The sequence below is a fragment of the Acinetobacter sp. BIGb0102 genome, assembly GCF_003815055.1.
GTDB lineage: Bacteria > Pseudomonadota > Gammaproteobacteria > Pseudomonadales > Moraxellaceae > Acinetobacter > Acinetobacter vivianii.
On record NZ_RKQE01000011.1, the window covers coordinates 317,415 to 336,346 of the forward strand.

At 41.6% G+C, this 18,932-nt stretch carries 19 protein-coding genes; 18 read left to right on the plus strand and 1 reads right to left on the minus strand.

The window, feature by feature from the left end:
• The first annotated feature begins 32 nt into the window (after positions 1–32).
• From EC846_RS07725 to EC846_RS07750, 7 genes are all read left to right on the plus strand, one after another.
• Positions 33–386: a hypothetical protein gene (locus EC846_RS07725; RefSeq protein ID WP_123774764.1), complete on the plus strand. Its 354-nt coding sequence runs from the start codon at positions 33–35 to the stop codon at positions 384–386.
• Positions 386–1,393 carry a phage tail protein gene (locus EC846_RS07730; RefSeq protein ID WP_123774765.1) on the plus strand — a complete coding sequence of 336 codons (1,008 nt, stop codon included), beginning with the start codon at positions 386–388 and terminating at the stop codon, positions 1,391–1,393. Before EC846_RS07725 ends, EC846_RS07730 begins: the two co-directional genes overlap by 1 nt.
• Before the next feature lie 49 nt (positions 1,394–1,442).
• The gene (locus EC846_RS07735) at positions 1,443–2,360 is read left to right on the plus strand and encodes a phage tail tube protein (RefSeq protein ID WP_123774766.1); all 918 of its coding nucleotides are present in this window, start codon (positions 1,443–1,445) and stop codon (positions 2,358–2,360) included.
• A 94-nt stretch (positions 2,361–2,454) separates the two neighbouring features.
• Positions 2,455–2,970: a hypothetical protein gene (locus tag EC846_RS07740; RefSeq protein WP_123774767.1), complete on the plus strand. Its 516-nt coding sequence runs from the start codon at positions 2,455–2,457 to the stop codon at positions 2,968–2,970.
• 98 nt (positions 2,971–3,068) lie between these two features.
• Entirely contained in the window at positions 3,069–3,233 is a 165-nt protein-coding gene (locus tag EC846_RS18300; RefSeq protein WP_171410000.1) for a hypothetical protein, read from the plus strand.
• A gap of 214 nt (positions 3,234–3,447) precedes the next feature.
• The gene (locus EC846_RS07745) at positions 3,448–3,930 is read left to right on the plus strand and encodes a Panacea domain-containing protein (protein WP_123774768.1); all 483 of its coding nucleotides are present in this window, start codon (positions 3,448–3,450) and stop codon (positions 3,928–3,930) included.
• A complete protein-coding gene (locus EC846_RS07750; protein WP_123774769.1) occupies positions 3,908–4,462 on the plus strand; it encodes a hypothetical protein in 555 nt (184 codons plus the stop codon). The genes EC846_RS07745 and EC846_RS07750 overlap by 23 nt, the downstream gene beginning before the upstream one ends.
• Before the next feature lie 79 nt (positions 4,463–4,541).
• Here EC846_RS07750 and EC846_RS07755 read toward each other — a convergent pair whose 3' ends face one another.
• Positions 4,542–5,411, minus strand: coding sequence for an ORF6N domain-containing protein (locus EC846_RS07755; protein ID WP_123774770.1), 870 nt, complete (start codon positions 5,409–5,411; stop codon positions 4,542–4,544).
• Positions 5,412–5,570: 159 nt separating this feature from the next.
• On the opposite strand from EC846_RS07755, the gene EC846_RS18395 reads away from it, so the two are divergent.
• The 11 genes from EC846_RS18395 to EC846_RS07810 all read left to right on the plus strand — a co-directional run bounded on the left by EC846_RS18395 (position 5,571) and on the right by EC846_RS07810 (position 18,879).
• Positions 5,571–6,140, plus strand: a complete 570-nt coding sequence (locus EC846_RS18395; protein ID WP_213071306.1) for a hypothetical protein — start codon at positions 5,571–5,573, stop codon at positions 6,138–6,140.
• Between the two features lie 131 nt (positions 6,141–6,271).
• Positions 6,272–6,946, plus strand: coding sequence for a hypothetical protein (locus EC846_RS07765; protein ID WP_123774771.1), 675 nt, complete (start codon positions 6,272–6,274; stop codon positions 6,944–6,946).
• Position 6,947: 1 nt separating this feature from the next.
• Positions 6,948–7,448 (plus strand): hypothetical protein, encoded by a 501-nt coding sequence (locus EC846_RS07770; RefSeq protein WP_123774772.1) that lies wholly within the window; start codon positions 6,948–6,950, stop codon positions 7,446–7,448.
• A 153-nt stretch (positions 7,449–7,601) separates the two neighbouring features.
• Positions 7,602–12,125: a tape measure protein gene (locus EC846_RS07775; protein ID WP_123774773.1), complete on the plus strand. Its 4,524-nt coding sequence runs from the start codon at positions 7,602–7,604 to the stop codon at positions 12,123–12,125.
• Positions 12,126–12,314: 189 nt separating this feature from the next.
• Positions 12,315–13,388 (plus strand): RelA/SpoT domain-containing protein, encoded by a 1,074-nt coding sequence (locus EC846_RS07780; protein ID WP_123774774.1) that lies wholly within the window; start codon positions 12,315–12,317, stop codon positions 13,386–13,388.
• A gap of 197 nt (positions 13,389–13,585) precedes the next feature.
• Positions 13,586–13,912, plus strand: a complete 327-nt coding sequence (locus EC846_RS07785; protein WP_123774775.1) for a hypothetical protein — start codon at positions 13,586–13,588, stop codon at positions 13,910–13,912.
• A 16-nt stretch (positions 13,913–13,928) separates the two neighbouring features.
• Positions 13,929–14,144, plus strand: a complete 216-nt coding sequence (locus EC846_RS07790) for a hypothetical protein (RefSeq protein ID WP_123774776.1) — start codon at positions 13,929–13,931, stop codon at positions 14,142–14,144.
• Positions 14,145–14,188: 44 nt separating this feature from the next.
• Complete coding sequence (locus EC846_RS07795) at positions 14,189–14,587, plus strand: hypothetical protein (RefSeq protein ID WP_123774777.1); 399 nt, start codon at positions 14,189–14,191, stop codon at positions 14,585–14,587.
• Positions 14,587–15,093, plus strand: coding sequence for a DUF1833 family protein (locus EC846_RS07800; RefSeq protein ID WP_005231582.1), 507 nt, complete (start codon positions 14,587–14,589; stop codon positions 15,091–15,093). Before EC846_RS07795 ends, EC846_RS07800 begins: the two co-directional genes overlap by 1 nt.
• Positions 15,090–15,452 (plus strand): hypothetical protein, encoded by a 363-nt coding sequence (locus EC846_RS07805; protein ID WP_123774778.1) that lies wholly within the window; start codon positions 15,090–15,092, stop codon positions 15,450–15,452. The genes EC846_RS07800 and EC846_RS07805 overlap by 4 nt, the downstream gene beginning before the upstream one ends.
• The gene (locus EC846_RS07810) at positions 15,445–18,879 is read left to right on the plus strand and encodes a host specificity factor TipJ family phage tail protein (protein WP_123774779.1); all 3,435 of its coding nucleotides are present in this window, start codon (positions 15,445–15,447) and stop codon (positions 18,877–18,879) included. Before EC846_RS07805 ends, EC846_RS07810 begins: the two co-directional genes overlap by 8 nt.
• Positions 18,880–18,932: the final 53 nt, after the last annotated feature.

Below are 18,932 nucleotides of genomic sequence, written 5' to 3' on the forward strand. Positions count from 1 at the left end.
CGGTGGTTTTTTTATGTCTATAGGAATCACTTATGAGCAATTTTGTTTTTAAGCGCGGTGACACCTTTAACCTGAATCTGCAACTTGTCGATATGGACGAGAATCTGCAATTTCCAGCGGATGATGTACGCCGTGCGATTAACCTAACTGGATATGTTTTTACATCTCAGGTCAAAGCTTTGAGTGACGGTGCTGCCGTTGCCACTTTAACCTGTGCTGCATTAAACCAGACGAATCAAAAAGGCTGGTTGAATGTGAAGTCTGGTACCAGTACCGCAGCATGGCCATTGGGACTGGTCCAGATGGATCTCAAAGCTGTAGTCGGCGGTGTAACTCAACATTCTGAAACATTGACGTTTCAGGTCATTGATGGAGTGACTGCATAATGGCTAATCTTGTCTTTAAATTTAATTGGGAACATCGACCATATCCTTATAATGCTGCACAAGGTAAGCAGCAGTTTATGTTGCCGTTTGCTTCAGGCATTCCAAATCTGACACCAGATATTTCTCAAGTCCAAGGTGTGGGAACGGCTGCGACAAAGAATACTGGGACGAGTAATGGAAATGTTGTAGAAGTACAAAATGTTTTTGGATGCGCCTTTTCAACTGCCGTAGATTATTATTGGTCTGGGACGGGTACACCAACTTATACTAATCTCGATGATTTACCTGTAGGTACCAAGGTATTGATGTCTGGAGTCGCTCAAGGGGTTGATAATCGACCTTCTATTGGGTCTGGGCTATATTACATTGAAACTATCTCAACCTATCAGCCGAATGTTGGGAAGTTGCAAACGGCATATAATTATACGCTTTCACGTGTTGCTTTTAGGGTGGCAGGTACAAACAATACTTATACTGGTTGGAGGGAGTTCTGGACAACTGGTAACTCAGCAGCTGATTCAAATGGATTTATTAAAGCCGCTTCTCCGATTGTTAAGCTTTTTGCTAATGGAATTGAACTGAATGAAGAAGCAAAGCAGCAGCCAATTGAATTTGAAAAGTTAGGTACTGGTGACTATCTCCTTAAAGGCTCTTTAGGATTTGCCCAAGAAGGTTGGTATATCGAAATTCCAAAAGATGCCAATGGTAATACAGTCGTCGCAGTACTCTATGAAACATTAGAGAACGGTGACATCTCAATTAAAACCTACAAACGCAAGTTTGACTTTGATATAGCTGCAGTCGTGGCTGACCTGGACAATCCACTTGATATTCCTGCAGGGCGTTGGATTGATGTCCGCTTACATGAAGAGCCACTTCCAGAACAACTTATTAATGAAACCCCATTGGAGTTCCAACCAACCAATCTGGCTCAGGCCGTGGCAGCTGCCATGGACGGTGTAGAGCCACCAGAGATCCAGGACGAACCATCAAACGAATCACTTTAATAGCCCGCGAAAGCGGGTTTTTTAATGCCTAAAATTTGGAGAACAATAAATGAGTTCAGGCGCAAAAATCCGACTATATGCTTGTGAAGAGGCAGTGCTCGGTACCACTCCAGCAAATCCGGTCTGGTACACCGTTCGCCGTGTAACCGATGGGTTATCAGAAAACGTATCTACCGAACAAAGCAATGAGGTGGTTGATTCACGTTTCCGTCAGGGTGCATCTGTTACTGAAGCGGAAGTCACTGGCCAGCTGGAATTTGAATTATCACTTGGCACTTTTGATTTATTCCTGAGTGTGCTTGCCTTTAATAACTGGGCGGCCAATTCCTTAAGCTTTGGTGGCGGTGTACGTAAATCGCTGACCTTGGTTAAAGTTTATGAAGATGTTGGCCAGGTGTTTATCTATCGTGGTGTACAGGTCAATACCGGTGAAATCACTATACAGACCACAGGAAAGATCACAGGTAACTTTGGTCTGGTCGGTAGTTCCTTTACCCGTCAGCAAGTGAATCCAGTGACCAATCCAGTGCCAGCTTCAAGCCGTCCAGTGGTCAGTATGCCAAACGTTGAAAAATTACTGATTAATGGCCAGTCGATTCAGGGCAAAGCTTGTCTGCAGTCACTCACTATTAACTTTAATAACAACCTGGAGGCGATCCGCTGTATTGGATCTGGCAAATACACACCAGAGTTTTACTTAGAAAAGATGATGGATATCGGTGTAAACGGTAATTTCATGTTCTCGGCGACATCAGCTACCTGGATTGATGCGATCAAAACTCGTGATGTATTCACGCTGGGCTTTGATATCACCGATAACAAAAATAGCAAATACTCACTGAACTTTCCGCAGCTGGAAGTGATGGAAGCTAATCATCCTGACGGCGGTGGTGATGACATCATCACAGTAGACATCAACTTTGCCCAAGTGCGTACCAGCCCAACCATTGTGCGTGCGTTGTTGTAATAAGTGCGTATATAACACAAGTATTCATCTAACTTAAAAACCAAGCCTATGCAATGCCATGGGCTTTTTGATTGCTTAAATTTTAGAGGTCGTTATGGCGTTAAAAGTCGGTATTGTACAAAGTTCAGAGGTATCTAAATGGTGCCAGTTTAAGAATGATAAAGGTGAGGTTCAGGCCGAATTCAAGATCCGTGGAGTTGCTTATAAACCGTTTCAGGTGGCAATCGAACGGGCAGGGAATCAGATTACATCCAAAGGTTATGACGTTATGGCCATAGATCCAGCTGACAAGCTTTATCATGAGTTATTGATGGATGCCTGTGCTGCGCATCTGATTGAAGACTGGAAGGGCGTATTCTTCGCTGAGGTAGTGAACGGTAAAACGGTTGAGACTGATATGCCTTATACAGCCGAGAACGCATCCAAGCTCTTTAATCTTGGTGACATTGGTGTGGCGATCTGGTTATTCGTTAAAACTGAAGCTCAGAAGATTCAAGAAAATGCGGATAAGGACAAGGCAGTTATTCTGGGAAAGTCATTGAGCTCTACAAGTACCAAAAAACCTATGCGTCGAAATCGCCGCACGAAATCGAACAAATCAAGTTCTTAGGTGGACATATTCCTGAGCCACCAGAATCATCCTATGCAGCTGAATCAATTCTGCTGGCCTTCAGCACGATTTGCAGATCCAGACGATATGAGCAGGGTATGCCGTTATCAATAGACCAGCAGGCTATAAATGTTTATGCCGAGCATAATGATCTGCCTGTTGGTCCACATATCTTTAATGACTGCATCTTTGCGCTGGATGATCTGTTTCTGGAAGAGGCCTATAAAAAGGTGAAGGTAGAGGCTGACAAAAGGAAGAAGTGATGAGTTGAGTGGGACGGTAGAATAAACATTTGCGTCCCAATTTGTCGTTTGCGACTCTTTGTTCGTATCATTTAAATATCATAAAAAGATACTATATTAATAATATGTAGGTGCTACTATATGCGCCTATAGTCGATTATGTGCGTTTTAGTTCGCACATAGTCACTTTTTCGTGTGGACTGTTTTTCTGCATAAATTTTTAAGGAGGTACAGCATGGCACATACTGCACTTCAAGTTGCAAATAAAATTCTATTATTAGGTAGAGAGAAAGGTCTAGAATTCACTCAGATGCAATTGCTAAAACTGGTTTACATTGCTCATGGGTGGATGTTGGGTGCTTACGATCAACCATTGATTAATAGTGAAATTCAGGCTTGGAAATATGGCCCAGTAATTCCAGATCTATATTCTGTCATTAAAATATTTGGATCTTCCAAGGTGACAGTCCCATCTTTAACTTATGGTGAAGATGATGAGTTTACAGAAAATGAGATTGATACTCTTAAGTTTACTTTAGAGGTCTATGGGGATTCAACAGCCGCTAAGCTCTCTCAAATTACACACATGCCAAATACTCCGTGGTCGGCTGTATATAATGAAAATGGTTGGGCTGAGAAAATTCCTGATTCATTGATCCAACAGCACTATAAAGATCTGTATAAGAAATATTTCAATGAAACGACGTCCGCTTCATAATAGGCTTTCTGCTAATACTGACGCAATCAGTCAACTAAGGGAGGAAGGTACTGACCTCCCTACTAACCCTTTAGAAGATATAGCTACTAATGAGGCATCCCAAAATGCGCTGATGGCTCAACAGCTTAATGATGAAGCTAAGTCATTAGAGCAAATTGGTGTAAAAATTGCTGAAATGCGAATGGAGCATGAAAGGGAAGAACATGCGCTACGTAAAGAGCATCTACGATTTTTATCTAAGATCACAATATATTGGTTAGGCTTAATTTCTGTTGTAAGTTACTTGCAGGGGTTTAAAGGCAATGGCCTTGTGAATATTTACATTAAAGATGAGTGGTTGCAGAAACTTCCTTTCTATATTTCAAGCCCCAAATTCGAATTAACCAATCAAGCATTCATTGCGTTAATCACAACTACAACTGCAACAATATTAGGTCTGTACACCATCGCAGCAGTATGGCTTTACAAAGGAAGTAAAGAAGACAAAAAAACCGAAGATAAACAAAATAAAGATCAGAATACTGAGGAATAGAATTTATACCACTAAAACTAAACTACCTTCGGGTGGTTTTTTATTTCAAAAGAAAAGCCCCGAAGGGCTTTGCTATTTATTAGAATTGGAGACGGCGAAAATGATCAATACGTCCGCTTTCGCTTAGATCATATGGTAGTTCTTTCAAAATATGTGCATTAAGCTCTTGGCTGTAGTCACATCCTAAAATCAGACCTGCACTAAAAGCGCCGTCTGCGAAATTATCGTGAATATGTCCAGCCATTTTAGGGTTTAACATTCTGATTGAATCACCAAAACAACGCCACCATGCAGATACCCAGTACATGTGAATTGCTACGTTTTTGGCGCGAGAATCCAGATCTGGGGGCTGTGATGGGAAGTGGTTTGGGGCATTGCTGTAAAGCGCAATTAGGTGATGAACATACTCCACGGCTACCGGAATTGAGTCAAAAGGGATGTCTTCGATATGCTCTACATTAAAACGCTGATGTACGAGCTTATATGCATCGCTGTAGTTGAGATGCTTGGTTTTAGCTACCAGCATATTAACGGCGTTTGTTAAAGGTTCACGCTCTGATTTGTGGGTTTTGGCTAAAATTTCCTTGCGGACAAAATAGCAATCTTCAAGTTGTTCAAATACTTCCCATGCTTGGTCTGTATCCAACATCTTTGCGTGTCGTGCAGCACCGCGTTCTGTCCAGAGGATGAGGGAACGGGTTTTGTTTGAAATTACAGGGAAATTTGTGAGTAGTTTTAAACTACTCACAAAATCTTTAAGTTCTTGACCAGTAATCTTGAAGAAATGCTTTCCTTCAACAAAGCGGCCTTTATTTTCATGATGATTTTGTCGAATACGGACAGGTTCGGTATCGTAGAATTTTGACAATTGTTCAGTTGTCAAAACTGGTACAGATTTGAAATTAATGATTGATACTTGCGTATCATTGATTTGTGCTAAACTAGCCATGTCTTAAATCTCCATTGGTTTAGACAAGAGCCTCGTTTTCTTTCCACGGGCAGCGAGGCTTTTTATTAGACTGTAGTAACGACATTAAAATTATGTCATTGACAATAATCTAGTGTGACATTAATCTTATGTCAATATGTATTTAATGAGATTGGTGCTGTGACTGATAAGATAAGAACTCAGAATCAAGATGAATGGAAGCGTACCCAAGTTCGTATTCCTCAAGATCAATACGAGGACATAGTTTTGTATGCAGAGAGTAAAGATATCTCTCTAAATACAGCCATGATTGAACTTATGGATAATGGATTAAAAGTTGTGGAGAGCCGTGTTGATCCAGCAGAATTAGACATAAAAATAATTAAGCTTGAGAATGGAATGAAACGCTTGGTGTATGGCAAGTTCTTGAAAGCTTTCGACCTTGATTACACTCAAGATTTAACTTCATTAAAAGCGGATATCGAGATTTCATTACAAAGACTTTACGATTCCTCATTGTTTAAAAGATTGGCATTTTTTAATAAAAATGTTTTCGTTTATCAAGGTAATAATCATCTAGATATTGTGGACAATGGTGTAGGGAGTCTGAATTGGTTAATTGTCGAAGATCACTATGTTCATTTGAATAAAGAGGAGGGAGAGCAGTTAGATGAATCTATGAATGAGACAAGAGAAGAAGCTGACGAGAGACGCAAAAAACACTATGGTGAAACATGGGGTTCTTGGTAGATTTGAGATAATTAATATTTTTCTCATTTCTATAGATGACTTAAAATAGATAACCCACTCAATGTGGGTTTTTTAATGACTTTATTTTAACCTTTTGTTAAATTGTGTTTTGATTTTAAGAGGGTGTTTTTATGAAAAAGATTTTATTAATTGGGCTGGTGTCTGGATTGGTGGGGTGTGCTACTCCAAAATATAATTATCAAGCAACACCTCAAAACATTAGCAAACCTCCAATTGGTTCTATTAATCACGCATTTGTTGGTGACAAAATGTTGGAGCAGGGAACTTTTATTGAAAGAGAAGCACTGTATATTCCAAAAACCGTGAAACATAGTGGATACACTTTTAATTCTGGATATTACTTAAAAACTGGTGATGATAAAAAAGGTCATTATTTCCAAGCAGTAAATATGATGCCAAATGGAGGGAATGTTCAGAAAAATTTTATTGTTGATCCATTTAAAGCGGTTATGCTGGACTCTAAAAATGAAATATGCGTTATTACTGTTTTTAATGCTAAAGCCTGCACAGAAAAGCATGAGGCTAAATTATCAACTATTGGTATAGCAGCAGACAATTCATTCCAGCAAACTCTTATTTATAGTGGAAAGGTTGGTAGTAAAATTAATGTTGGATATCGTGAGTTTTCAAGCAACACTGCTAGGCCTGCATTTAATAATGATGTTGAATATGATCTAAGTCAATCAAAAGAAATTGGCTATAAAGGTGCATTATTGGAAATTATTGAAGCAACAAACCAAAATATTAAATATAAAGTGATCAAAAACTTTAACAAGGTAGACTAATATGAAAAAGATCATTACAGCATTTATTTTTCTTTTATTTCCTGTAATAACTTTCGCTAAAGGATTAGGTTACAGCAATACTCAGTGGGAAATGAATCCAGAACAAGTTGTTAAGGTTGAGAAAGGCAAAGCTCAGTTAATTGAACCAAAGAAATATGATTCTGGTTTCAGTAAGGTGCAGATAGAAGACTTGGAGATTGATAAGAGCAAATATACAGTTAATTTTATTTTTGATACTTCAGATCGACTTGTAGAGACAATAATTACTAGCAATGAAAAAAAGAATGCTGGAATTATTAATTTGCAGTTTGCTTCATTAAGCAAGCTGCTTCATCAAAAATATGGAAAACCCCAGTTTAGCGATGAGAAGACTGTAACTTGGAAAACCAATAGTACTACTATTGAGTTGAGCAGAGTTGCAATAGCAAGTATTTCATTTGCTCAGGTTAGCGTAAGCTATTATCCCAATAGTAAAGCAAGTGCAGATGTTTCAAAATTATAATTACTGATACAAGAAAGTACCACATAATTCTTTTTTATCATTAACTTAAAGATAAAGATATTCAACTTTATAACCCACTCAATGAGTGGTTTTTTTTATATCCAACATATGACCGCCTTTAGGCGGTTTTTTATTGCCTGAAGGAAAGTAAACATGACGCAAGAATCCCGCTTAGTCATCGTAATTGACTCACAGAATGCTGAACGCAATGCCAAAGCCTTGGCTGATGAAATGTCTAGAATTACTGAGCGTGGCGATTCAGCATCACAATCTACAAAGGACATGGGTAAACAGTTTTCTGTGACCAATAACATTGTCCAGAACTTCAATACCACGGTAAACAATGCCAACTCATCCGTGCAAAAAACGGTTGCAGTTACCAAGCAGGCAACTCAGCAGAACCAAAAGTTTTCACAGGAAATTAAAAAAACATCGCAAGAGCTGGATAAACAGGAAAAGTCGATTCATTCTTATGGGGCATCGATTAAAGCCTTGGCCGGTTTTATGGTGGGTCTGGTTACTGTAAATGAAGCAATTGCCAGAGCTGATGGTGCAACTCAGATGGCCGCACGTATTCGTAATGCAACAGATAGTGCTGCTGAGTTTGATCTTGTTCAGGAGCGTCTATATGCGTCTACAAAAAGCACTTACCGTGCCTTAGGTGAAGCGCAAGAGGTTTATTTAGGCTTGGCTGGTGGGATGAAAGCCTTAGGTTACGCCACCAATGATACCTTGGATGTGTCTGACTCACTTTCCTTTTCATTTACGGCAAATGCAGCACGTGCTGACCAGGCGCAATCAGCAATTGATGCATTTTCTAAATCTATGGCCAAAGGCAAAATTGATGCTGATGCCTGGATCTCGATTGTTACCGCTGCCGATAACATTATTGCAGATATGGCCAAAACCACAGGTAAGACTGAGGTACAAATTCGTGAGCTGGGTGCAACCGGTAAAATCTCTTTAGAAGATCTGATCAAGACATTAAAAGCCACCAGAGACTCGAATCAGGAATTAGCGGATGCAATGGAGAATAGTCTGGCAGATGGCCTGACTACATTGTCAAATGCCGTGACCAAATTGCTTGGTGAAATCAATCAGAGTACGGGTGCAACCAATACTGCAGCTGCAAGCTTAGGCTTATTAGCTGATAATATTGATATTGTGATGAGTGCAGCAGCGGCAGGTGGTCTTGCTTATTTAACAAAGACAATTATTGCTAAAACTGTTGCCACCGATACCGGGATTATCTCAACCATCCGCAGTCGTCAGGCATCTGTTGCAAATGCTCAGGCTGAGGTTGCAGAAGCAACAGCAACACTTAATGCGGCTAAAGCACATCTTGCCAATGTTCAGGCGACCAATGCTGAAGCACAGGCTAAATACGGCGCTACGGCAGCGGCAGCTCGTTATGCACAGGCTCAAGCAGCGGTCACGGCCGCTACGAATGCACAAACAGCAGCGCAAGGACGTCTTGCAGCTGCTTCTATCAATGTAGGAAGATTGGCTAGTGGAGCGTTTGCCTTAATTGGTGGACCAATAGGTGCAATTACCTTGGGCGTGGCCGGTTTGACTGCCGCTTACTCTTATTTCAATGGTAAGGCAGAGGAGGCAACGGCAAAGTTAAAAGAGCAAGCTGAGGCTGCAAAGTTAACCAAAGATGAAATCAAGGCACTGAGTGAAGAGCAACGTAAAGAAAAGCTTGCTGATCTAGCTGCAACGCTGGATGATCAGAACAAGAAGCTGAAGCAACAAGAGCAGGCGGTCGCATCAGCTTTAATTGCCATTCAAAACTATGCAGTTGGTAATGTAAAAGTTACCGATATTTCAAATAAGGCCCGCCTTGGTACCATTTCATATACTGAAGCGATAGAGCAACTGAAGGATCAGAGAATCCCTTCAGATCTCAGGGATGCATTGCTCAAACAAGTAAGCGCCTATGATGTGGCCGCTGAAACTGCCAACAAGACCAAAAAAACCTATAGTTTGTTTGGGATTGAGGTAACCCTTGCGGGCAATAAAGCTGAGAATGCGATTGTCGGACTTGATAAAAATACCAAGTCATTAACTGAAAATGAAAAGGCTGCTTTGGCTGCAAAAGAGGCCCAAAAGAAATATGCCGATTCATTATTTGATCGTGATTTTGATGCCCAACTATCACAGAGACTGCTTGCCAAGAACTATACTCCAGCACAAGTAAAGGCATTATTAGATTTGGCAAACTGGGCGCGAAAAAATGGTGTGCAGATTACTACTGAGATGTATCAGGCAGCGTTGAGAGTTCAAGCCATTGAGGAGAAAAATAACCAGGTTATAGAGGCTAAAAATAAGGCATTAAAGGAAACAACAGATGAGTTGTCTAAACAACAGAAAATTCTATCTGTAAATGCCAAGGTTCAGGCCAATGCATCAAAATTTGGTTTTTCCAACATTGAGTCTAAATACAGACTGCCTGCAGGAACACTCTCTGCAATTCACATGATTGAATCCAGAGGGAATGCAAAAGCCTATAACAAAGATACCGGCGCAACGGGAGGTTTCCAGTTCTTATCCGGTACTGCCAAGCAATACGGTGTCAAAGATCGAACAGATCTGGCTCAGTCTGCGGAGGGTGCAGGTAAGTACATGTCCTACCTTCTCAAACTGTTTAAGGGTGATCTGGAGAAGGCTGTACGTGCTTACCATGCCGGTGAGGGCAACGTTCAGAAGGGTAAAGGTATTGGTAAATATAACAATCAATACTGGAAAGACTTTCAGGGCTATATGGCAGGCATCAATGGATATTCTGCTGGTGATATTTCATCAAAAGATTTCTCAAAAATGCTTCAAGATGACGCCAAAATGGCTGAAGAGCAGGCACGTTTACGGATTCAACTTGAAAATGAAGTTGCTGATCAGCAAACCAAGATACGCAATGATCTGGCTCAAAAATTAGAGGATGTTGATAAAGCCAACTTTAGTCCTGAACGTAAAGCGGAGATTGTTGCCGATCTGAAAGCTCGTGCAGACAATGATATTGCGATCGCTCAACAAGCTTTACGTACTAAGCTGGATGACTATAAGGAGTTCCAAAAAACTGAAACTGAGTTGCTTGCAGAAAGCTTTGCCCGTAAAAAATTCAATGCCGCTCATGATATTGAGTTAAGCAAGTCTGAACAAAAACAGGCTGTTGAACTGCTGGAGCAACAATATCAGCAAGAGCTCGGGTTGGTACAACTGGCACAAGAACAGCGTCTGTTCCAGGCGAAGCTATCCTTATTATCTGAAACAGAAGCTATGCAGGAACGATATCGATTAGAACGGGAGGAAATTTTAAAAAATACCAAGCTGAGTATTGAAGAGCGCCAAAAACTGATTACGTTCTCCAAAGCCAATCAGGAAAAGGAGGTGCATGACAAGATTACCGGTGCTGTTCAGAACTGGGGGAGTATCCAGGCTGATATGAATGGCTATGGTGATTTCTATAGACAGGATCAAGACCGGTTTAGCCGCCTTGGTGCAGCTCAGGATCTGTTTGATAGCAAGTCAGCAGCGGTGGACTATAGCGAGCAGAGCGGTATTGAGGATATCAACTCCAAACTCCAGGCCGGTCTTTTAACACAGCAAGATTTTGAGGATCAGAAAACAGCGATCATGCAAGCCGCTCTTGAGCAACGCAATATCATCTATGATGAATATGCTCAAAATGCCCAAGAGATTGAAGATAAGTACCAACAAGATAGATTGAATGCTCAAATTGCTCTCGGTGGGCAAATGATTGGTTCAGTAACATCGATGTTTGGTTCTATGTTCGGTGAGCAATCCAAGGCCTACAAGATCATGTTTGCTGCAGATAAAGCCTATGCGATCGCAGCAGCCGGTATTGCGATTCAACAGAACATTGCTCAAGCTGCCAAGGTTGGTTTTCCTCAAAACTTGCCATTAATTGCAGGGGCGATTGCTCAAGGTGCCAGCATTATCAGCAATATCCGTGCAATTAAGGACCAAGGCTTTGCTGAGGGTGGTTATACGGGTAAAGGTGGTAAATACGAGGTTGCCGGATCTGTTCATAAAGGCGAGATCGTATGGTCACAGGATGATATTAAACGCTGGGGTGGTGTCAATTTAGTTGAGAGTATGCGTAAGAGTGCGAACCCTGAAGCATTCCTCAAAAACAACTCGGCTGAAAATATTATGCGCCGTGCACTGATGAGCTCAAATGCCTTTATGGAAAGCCAGAAGAAATCAAACATCTTCAATCAATCCGGAGATGGCCAGATTATCTATAAGGCGAATCAGACTACAGATACTCCAAAGATCTCTACCGGTTCGGATCTGTATCATGATGGCAAAGTGTATTTCTCACCAAATGGTCTGGTTCAGGATCGCTCAAATCTTGAGGATGTCTATGATTTCACTCTAGGCAGATCTGCACGGCCACAGGCTGAGGCGATAGCTTCAGTTCAACCATTAGCACCTACGATCAACTTTAAAATTGAAGTCGTGAACCAGGTGAAAGGGACAACGGTCGAAGCAGAGCAACTGGATGAAAGTACTGTCCGGCTTATTGTTAAAGATGAGTTGAAAAAGGAGCTTCCACGTGAGGTGCCGAAGATTGTCAGTGATCAAATCAAGGAACCTAACTCACCAATTAGCCGAGCCATTTCAACCAACACGACTGCACGCCGTAATCGTTAATCAACAAAAGCCACCTTTCGAGGTGGCCTTTTCTTTTACAATTTTTGGAGTAGAAATTATTTTTAATTTTCATTTAAAGCTGGTTTTGACTTGAAATTAATATTTAAAAACATTAATTTATTAGAAATTTAAAACACCAAATTAAAAAATATGTTAAAATTGTTTTTAAACAAATACTAGGTATTGGTTATGAGTGGCTCAGAAAAAATAGTTGTACCGGGTACAAATGTATTAAGAAGAGCAGGTAACACTTTAATCAGCTCTGAGGCAAGTGAAACTCAGAAAATAGAAGCCTTTAAAGTTTTAACTGCATGGCGATCTTTACATACTTACCCTATTGACACTTTTCAAAAAACTTTGAAAAGAAGATGTGTTGAATTAAAATTTAAGGATTTTACCGTTGCGCAGCGTCTTAAGCGTTTGCCTTCTATTGTTTCTAAATTGAAACGGCATCCAGGGATGAATTTAGCGCGTATGCAAGATATTGGAGGATTGCGGGTAATTTTGCCAAGCATCCAAGATGTCTATCGTTTACATGCTGATTTAATTCATGTAAATAAAAGGTTCAGCCATGAACCCAAACTTCCTTGTGATGATTATATTCACAACCCCAAAAAAGATGGCTATCGTAGTCTTCATCAAATATTCATCTATAAAAGTAGAGATCATGCTGAATTAGATGGATTGAGTATTGAATTGCAAATACGAACCAAGCTTCAGCATTCTTGGGCAACAGCTGTGGAAACGCTTGGAATCATTGAAAAGGCGTCAATTAAGTCGGGCTTTGGATCTGATGATCATAAGAAATTCTTTAAACTGAGTAGTGCGCTTTTTTCAATAAAAGAGCAAACTCCTATGTTAACTGAGTTTTCTGAACTTAGCCCTCATGAGATTGCTCTACAAGCAAAAGAAATTGAGGAAAGACTGCAAATTTTTAAGAAACTCAAAGGTATTGCGATTACCGCAAAACACATTGAATCTACTTCTAATAGTCGTTATGCATATCATATTTTGAGATTGTATAGAGATGAGGATGCATGGAAAGTAGATGTAATGCCTTTTTCTAAAAATCAAGAGGATTTAGCTAAAACTTTTTATGCTTCATTAGAAGCTAGCGTTAAAAGTGATCCTGATGTGGATGTGGTTTTAGTATCTGTTGGTGACTTAAAGGCAATTAAAAAAGCTTATCCAAACTACTTTTTAGATACGAATCAATTTATTAAAGAGATGCAGTCAGCATTTAAGAAGTTTTTAGAGGTGTGATTTAAGCCTCCTTGTGAGAATCCCTCTTAGAGCTAGATGTATTTTTTAGAAAACCACCTTGATAGGTGGTTTTCTTTTTCTTAAGGAAAAAGTGATTGATTTAAACGACATCTATTGTCGTCTAAATTATATTCGGTATTAAGTTATGCTGATTATTTGTTAATCTTTAGGTTTAAACATATTAAAAAGAGGGGTTTATGTTTGATTGGTTTGAGGGGCGATTAGGCCGGGTTGCTTATGCATTTAGCGAGTTTCCAGTCCTTAAATGGCGTTCTATATTCTTCGTTTTTTTGATAGTAATGGCGGCGATACTATATCAGCCATTTGTAGTTCTTCTTTATAAGTTCAACATTATGGGGATGTATGTCTTTCAAGAGATCATCCAGCAAAATGTAAAGTTAATTATTTGGGGGCAAGGCATTGTTCCTATAGTAATTGCCGTATGGGGATATTTTGATGTTGTTTCTCTTTATGAGGAAAAGCATTTAAAGAAATATAAATGTTTGCCGAAATGGGTGAATTAACCTTGTGGGAGCTTTTATGAGCAAATTAGCCATATTGGAAGAAGAAATTAAAAATCTGGATTCTGGAAAGGAAATGTGGATTGGCAATGATTTTGATTTAAATGAAATGCAGAGTGTAATTCATCTAATTAAAATTCTTCAGAACAACGGAGAAATTAGAATTGTAGATGAACATTCTGAGTCCACAACTGGAGATCATTTAATTGATATAGTCAGAATTCAAAAACTTTAATTTAAAGCGCCGTTAGGCGCTTTTTTATTGCCTGAAGGAAAGTTATGTACAAGTTAAAACTTAATCCTCAAACGAGTGGCTATGGCGTGACACCAGGTGATGATGTGAAACGCCAGCAGTTTGATGGTGGCCGTGGCCGCTACTACATTGATGTAAAGCGTAATAGCCACATTGTCGATGTGAACTGGAGCTTAAGCAAAGCCGACTTCAATAAGATGATGGCTTTCTGGCGAGTTTACCAAAGTCAGCCTGCATCATTCTATGTGGATCTGGTGATTGACCAAGGCACACGTCAGCAATACCTGTGTAACTTCATGCCAGGCACTTTCAAAACCAATGAAGTTAACGGCAATCTATACCGGGTAAATGCTCAGCTTGAGGTCGTACAGAATCAGAAGGACTTGGCTGCTGATCAGGCGCTTATCAATGATTGGGTGGTGTGATGGATCAGGAATATGCAAAGTTCTTTCTCAATCGCACGGTCGACATTTATCAGCTGGAGTGTATCGAGCTGACACATCCGTCTTTCATCAATACCTATCGGGTGGTCCGTAATGATGATCAGGGTGTTTATGTCCGGCACAAGGAGAATGACAGCCAGCTGTTCTATGAATATCTGCCTGCCGAGATTCAGCGTTCGGGCATGCTGGGCGATCTGGACCAGTCCTTAACGATTTCAATATCAGGCTTGGGTGATGTGCTGCCGGATGAGTTTGAGCGAGTGATGGAGGGGCAGTATCCGGATATTAAGCCAACAGTAAATTACCGGCTTTATAGCTCAGATAATCTCAATACACCGATGTACTTCCTGCTTGGCTTGCAACTCTCAGGCGTGGCCATGGATCATAAGGCAGTCACATTCAAAGCTGAATCACCGCGACTGAATACTGCCAAGACTGGCGACATCTTCTCACTGGATCGCTTCACGGGTCTCAAGGGGGCATTATGAAAGGTCATGATCATTTACTTGATCGGCAATACGATCAGGAACGTTATAACTGTGTCCACTTTGCCCATGAAGCAGCATTGGATCTGTACGGCATCGACCGTGGTGAAGCACTAGAACTGTTCATGCAACCTAAGGGTGAAATCACTTTTTTACCCTCACGATTGAAGTTGCTTAATCCGCTGCCCATGCCCAAGGAGGGCTGCATAGTCGCCTTCCACCCCAGACTGAAAAATAAGCCCCCGCATGTGGGGCTTTTTCGTGGGGGTAAGGTTTTGCACCTGATGGAAAGCGGAGTGTCTTATTTATCTGAACAAGTTGTTATGGCAATGGGGTTTAATCGGGTCAGTTACTATGATTAAGATTATTTATAAACAGGATCCTTTATCTGAAAAGAAGGTGGTTGAACGCGCTGCAACCTTAGGGCAATGGCTCACCGCAAAGTATGAGCATATGCCTGAGCACCTGCGTATTTTCCACAATCCGAGTGATATGGAGCATGCTGAAATTTCAATGGCCAATGAGGTCACACCGAAAAATGCCCATGACTTGAAGCAGCTCGATTTTCTTCCTGGCACATTCATTGTGATCGAGAATCCGAAAGGGATCCCCGCATTGGTTGCTGCAGTTGTTTCATTAGTCGTTGGCCTTGCCGTTGCATTGCTGATGCCAACGCCGTCGATCGCACAGACCACTCAGAATAACAACCAGTCCTCATCAGCAAATAACGAGCTTTCAAGCCGTGAGAACAAGATGCGAGTCAATGGCCGTGTTGTGGATCTATTCGGCGCTGCAAACGATACACCTGATCTGGTGGCTGTGCCTTACAAGGTGTACGAGAACAATGTTGAGGTTGAGCATATTGTCGGCTGTATTGGCCGTGGCCACTATCACATCAATGGCGCATATGACGGTGAAACCAATATTGTTGATATTGCCGGTGCATCGATTGAGGTGTATAGCCCTGATGTCGATATTGTTACAGGCAATCCTTATTTCTTTTTAGGCAGTGAGATTACGACACTTCCTTTGTCCGTGCAGCAACAAAACTCGGTCAACGGCCAGATCCTGCGCTCTGCAGATACTCAGGTACTGGAAGGTACCAACCATTTAAGATTTGGTTATCCGAATGAAATTTTAAGATCTGCATCTAATCTTACGGATTTAACCACCAAGTTTGTCAGTAATGATCGGGTAGAAATCACCAATAGCGGTTTCTGGTTCAATAACCAGTTTTATCATCTGGATGGGGTCTACAGTGTTTTGTCTGTTGCAAATGACCGGATGACCTTATCCAATCCAGCCGCAGTCAATCCAGGCTGGTGGATCCTGAAAGAGCTGGAAACCCAGAAAACAGCTGAGCTATCACCACGACTTGCATCGATAGGCGAGAAATGGATCGGGCCTTTTGTTCTGGACAATGTTGAACGTAGCCGTGTGCTCTGTAACTTTGTAGCGACCAATGGTCTCTACGCTATTTTCAACGGCAACATTCAAGGTGCATTGGATGTTGAGCTTGAAGTGGAAGTGACACCGATCAATGTGAATGGTGAGCCATTGGGTAATCCAATGTTCCAGCGCATTACCATGAAAGGATCCTCTAAGTCACGCCAAACTGTGGGTGTCACGCTGGATATGACCACATTTCAGGGCCGTTGCAGTGTCCGTGCACGTCGTGTAACCGGCGCAATCAATGCACCAAGTGTTGTTGATGAAGTGAAGTGGCAGGCACTTTACGGGGCTTTCCCGCTACAGAGCACCAAATATCACAGCGAAACTGTTTTCCGTGCCAGAACCTATGCGACCACAGGCGCTCTATCAGTCAAGACACGCAAGATCAATTTTGATCTGCAGCGGATGTTGCCGACTTATAAAAATGGCGCGATGACCACAGAGTTGTACCCGACATCGAGCTTTGCTGATGCGCTGGTTGCAATGGCACTGGATGAAAAGATCGGTCGCCGTACTATTGATGAGATCGATCTGGAAAACATCTATCGTACTTATCATGAGATCGTGGATTATTTTGGTACGCCGCTGGCTGCAGAGTTCTGCACAACCATTGATGATTCAAACTTATCATTTGAAGAACTGGTGATTAATCTTTGTGATGCTGTATTTTGTACGTCATATCGCCAGAACAACAAGCTCAAGCTGTATTTTGAAAGGCCTACGGATAACTCGGTATTGTTGTTTAACTTCAGGAATATTTATCCAGATACCTATCAAAGGGATCTGAGCTTTGGTGTGATGGATGACTATGATGGCCTGATTTATGAATACACGGATCCTGTTGACGATAGCCGTATCAATATCTATCTGCCAGACAAGAGCGCCAAGAATCCTAAAGTGGTGAAATCGGTCGGTGTACGTAACAAGTGGCAAGCACACTTTAATGCGTACCGGCTCTGGAACAAGATGCGCTTCCAGCGTCGATCGATTACTTTCGATGCAGCATCCGAGTCAGAGTTGCTGGTACTACGTGACCGGATTGCAGTGGCGGACTATCGCAATGGTGTTCACCGCAGCGGTGATGTGCTGCAGCAAGAAGGTCTGATCCTGACCTTAAGTCATGATGTGGAGTTTATTGCAGGCAAAAGCTATGTGATTTATCTGCAGATGAGTGATGGCAGCGTGGATCTGATTCCGGTGACTGCAGGTTCGTCTTCAAACAAAGTCGTGTTAGGACGCTTGCCGAATAGTCCGCTTAAGTTAGATCCAGAGGATTACATGAACACGACGTATATCGTGGTGAGCGATGATACTAAAGGCTCGTTGCCTTATCTGGTGGCAAAAAAGGAACCAGTGGGCAAGACGAGCAATAAAATCACCGCCATCAACTACGATGATCGGTATTACATGAACGACAAGGACTTTACTGACTCACCAGTGGATGACACGCCTCTTTACATTCGTTATGACCAGCTTGATATTAATCTGGCTCGTCTATATCAGATGCAACGGGGTGATTTACCAAAGACTGGGGAAATCACTTTTATTGTTGAGCCAGGCATTCTTATTTTAAGTTCGAGTGCGTATCGGGATGAGCTTAAACTCATTTATCAACACCGACCTGATATGCCTAAATCTGTCTATACCGTTCCTGCGATGAAGGAAGTACCAGCTATCGATACTGGTGATTTCCCGCCAGATCTGCTGGTAAACCTGATCATTAAAGGCACGATCGTTGGTCGAGGTGGTGACGGTGGGGCAGCTCATGCTGCTTATCGCAGTGGCACATCAAACACTGCTGATGATGCTTATACAAAATCACGGCGCGATGGGTATGCAGGTGCACCGGGCTTACTTGTTCGTCATTCTAAAGTGAATCTAATCATTGATGGCGGCATCGTGGCCCGTGGTGGTTCTGGTGGTGGAGCTACGCCAAGTGGTGTGAGCAACCAATATGGCTACGGGCTTATGGGTGTACCAGGCGGTGGTGGTGCCCCGTATGGAAGGGTTCTAACCAATGTACCTATTGCACAAGAGGTACCGAGATTCAGGGCATTCTTTGACAATAATTATATTGTTGAGAAGGTGACTGATGCCACCTTTGATACACCAGGAAAAGGTTATCAAAAACTGGATAGTGATTATTCATCACCCGTATCTGGTAATGGTGGGGGGTGGGGCCAGCGTGGTACCAATTCAGCTAATGTTGGTACGTGGAACTGGAGTTATCACGGAACACTTGAAGGGCTGGCAGGACCCGGTGGAGCAGCAATTATTGGTGCACCGCTATTGACCTTACAGATAATCAATGGAGGACAAATCCTACAAACGCTTTAACAGTCTTAAATCTTTTATAAGCACCCAAACGGGTGCTTTTTTATTGTCTATTG

Excerpts from the sequence above, each read along its gene's own strand:
- EC846_RS07725 (WP_123774764.1), top strand. The coding sequence starts at position 33 with ATGAGCAATTTTGTTTTTAAGCGCGGTGACACCTTTAACCTGAATCTG.
- EC846_RS07730 (WP_123774765.1), top strand. The coding sequence starts at position 386 with ATGGCTAATCTTGTCTTTAAATTTAATTGGGAACATCGACCATATCCT.
- EC846_RS07735 (WP_123774766.1), top strand. The coding sequence starts at position 1,443 with ATGAGTTCAGGCGCAAAAATCCGACTATATGCTTGTGAAGAGGCAGTG.
- EC846_RS07740 (WP_123774767.1), top strand. The coding sequence starts at position 2,455 with ATGGCGTTAAAAGTCGGTATTGTACAAAGTTCAGAGGTATCTAAATGG.
- EC846_RS18300 (WP_171410000.1), top strand. The coding sequence starts at position 3,069 with ATGCCGTTATCAATAGACCAGCAGGCTATAAATGTTTATGCCGAGCAT.
- EC846_RS07745 (WP_123774768.1), top strand. The coding sequence starts at position 3,448 with ATGGCACATACTGCACTTCAAGTTGCAAATAAAATTCTATTATTAGGT.
- EC846_RS07750 (WP_123774769.1), top strand. The coding sequence starts at position 3,908 with ATGAAACGACGTCCGCTTCATAATAGGCTTTCTGCTAATACTGACGCA.
- EC846_RS07755 (WP_123774770.1), bottom strand. The coding sequence starts at position 5,411 with ATGGCTAGTTTAGCACAAATCAATGATACGCAAGTATCAATCATTAAT.
- EC846_RS07765 (WP_123774771.1), top strand. The coding sequence starts at position 6,272 with ATGAAAAAGATTTTATTAATTGGGCTGGTGTCTGGATTGGTGGGGTGT.
- EC846_RS07770 (WP_123774772.1), top strand. The coding sequence starts at position 6,948 with ATGAAAAAGATCATTACAGCATTTATTTTTCTTTTATTTCCTGTAATA.
- EC846_RS07775 (WP_123774773.1), top strand. The coding sequence starts at position 7,602 with ATGACGCAAGAATCCCGCTTAGTCATCGTAATTGACTCACAGAATGCT.
- EC846_RS07780 (WP_123774774.1), top strand. The coding sequence starts at position 12,315 with ATGAGTGGCTCAGAAAAAATAGTTGTACCGGGTACAAATGTATTAAGA.
- EC846_RS07785 (WP_123774775.1), top strand. The coding sequence starts at position 13,586 with ATGTTTGATTGGTTTGAGGGGCGATTAGGCCGGGTTGCTTATGCATTT.
- EC846_RS07790 (WP_123774776.1), top strand. The coding sequence starts at position 13,929 with ATGAGCAAATTAGCCATATTGGAAGAAGAAATTAAAAATCTGGATTCT.
- EC846_RS07795 (WP_123774777.1), top strand. The coding sequence starts at position 14,189 with ATGTACAAGTTAAAACTTAATCCTCAAACGAGTGGCTATGGCGTGACA.
- EC846_RS07800 (WP_005231582.1), top strand. The coding sequence starts at position 14,587 with ATGGATCAGGAATATGCAAAGTTCTTTCTCAATCGCACGGTCGACATT.
- EC846_RS07805 (WP_123774778.1), top strand. The coding sequence starts at position 15,090 with ATGAAAGGTCATGATCATTTACTTGATCGGCAATACGATCAGGAACGT.
- EC846_RS07810 (WP_123774779.1), top strand. The coding sequence starts at position 15,445 with ATGATTAAGATTATTTATAAACAGGATCCTTTATCTGAAAAGAAGGTG.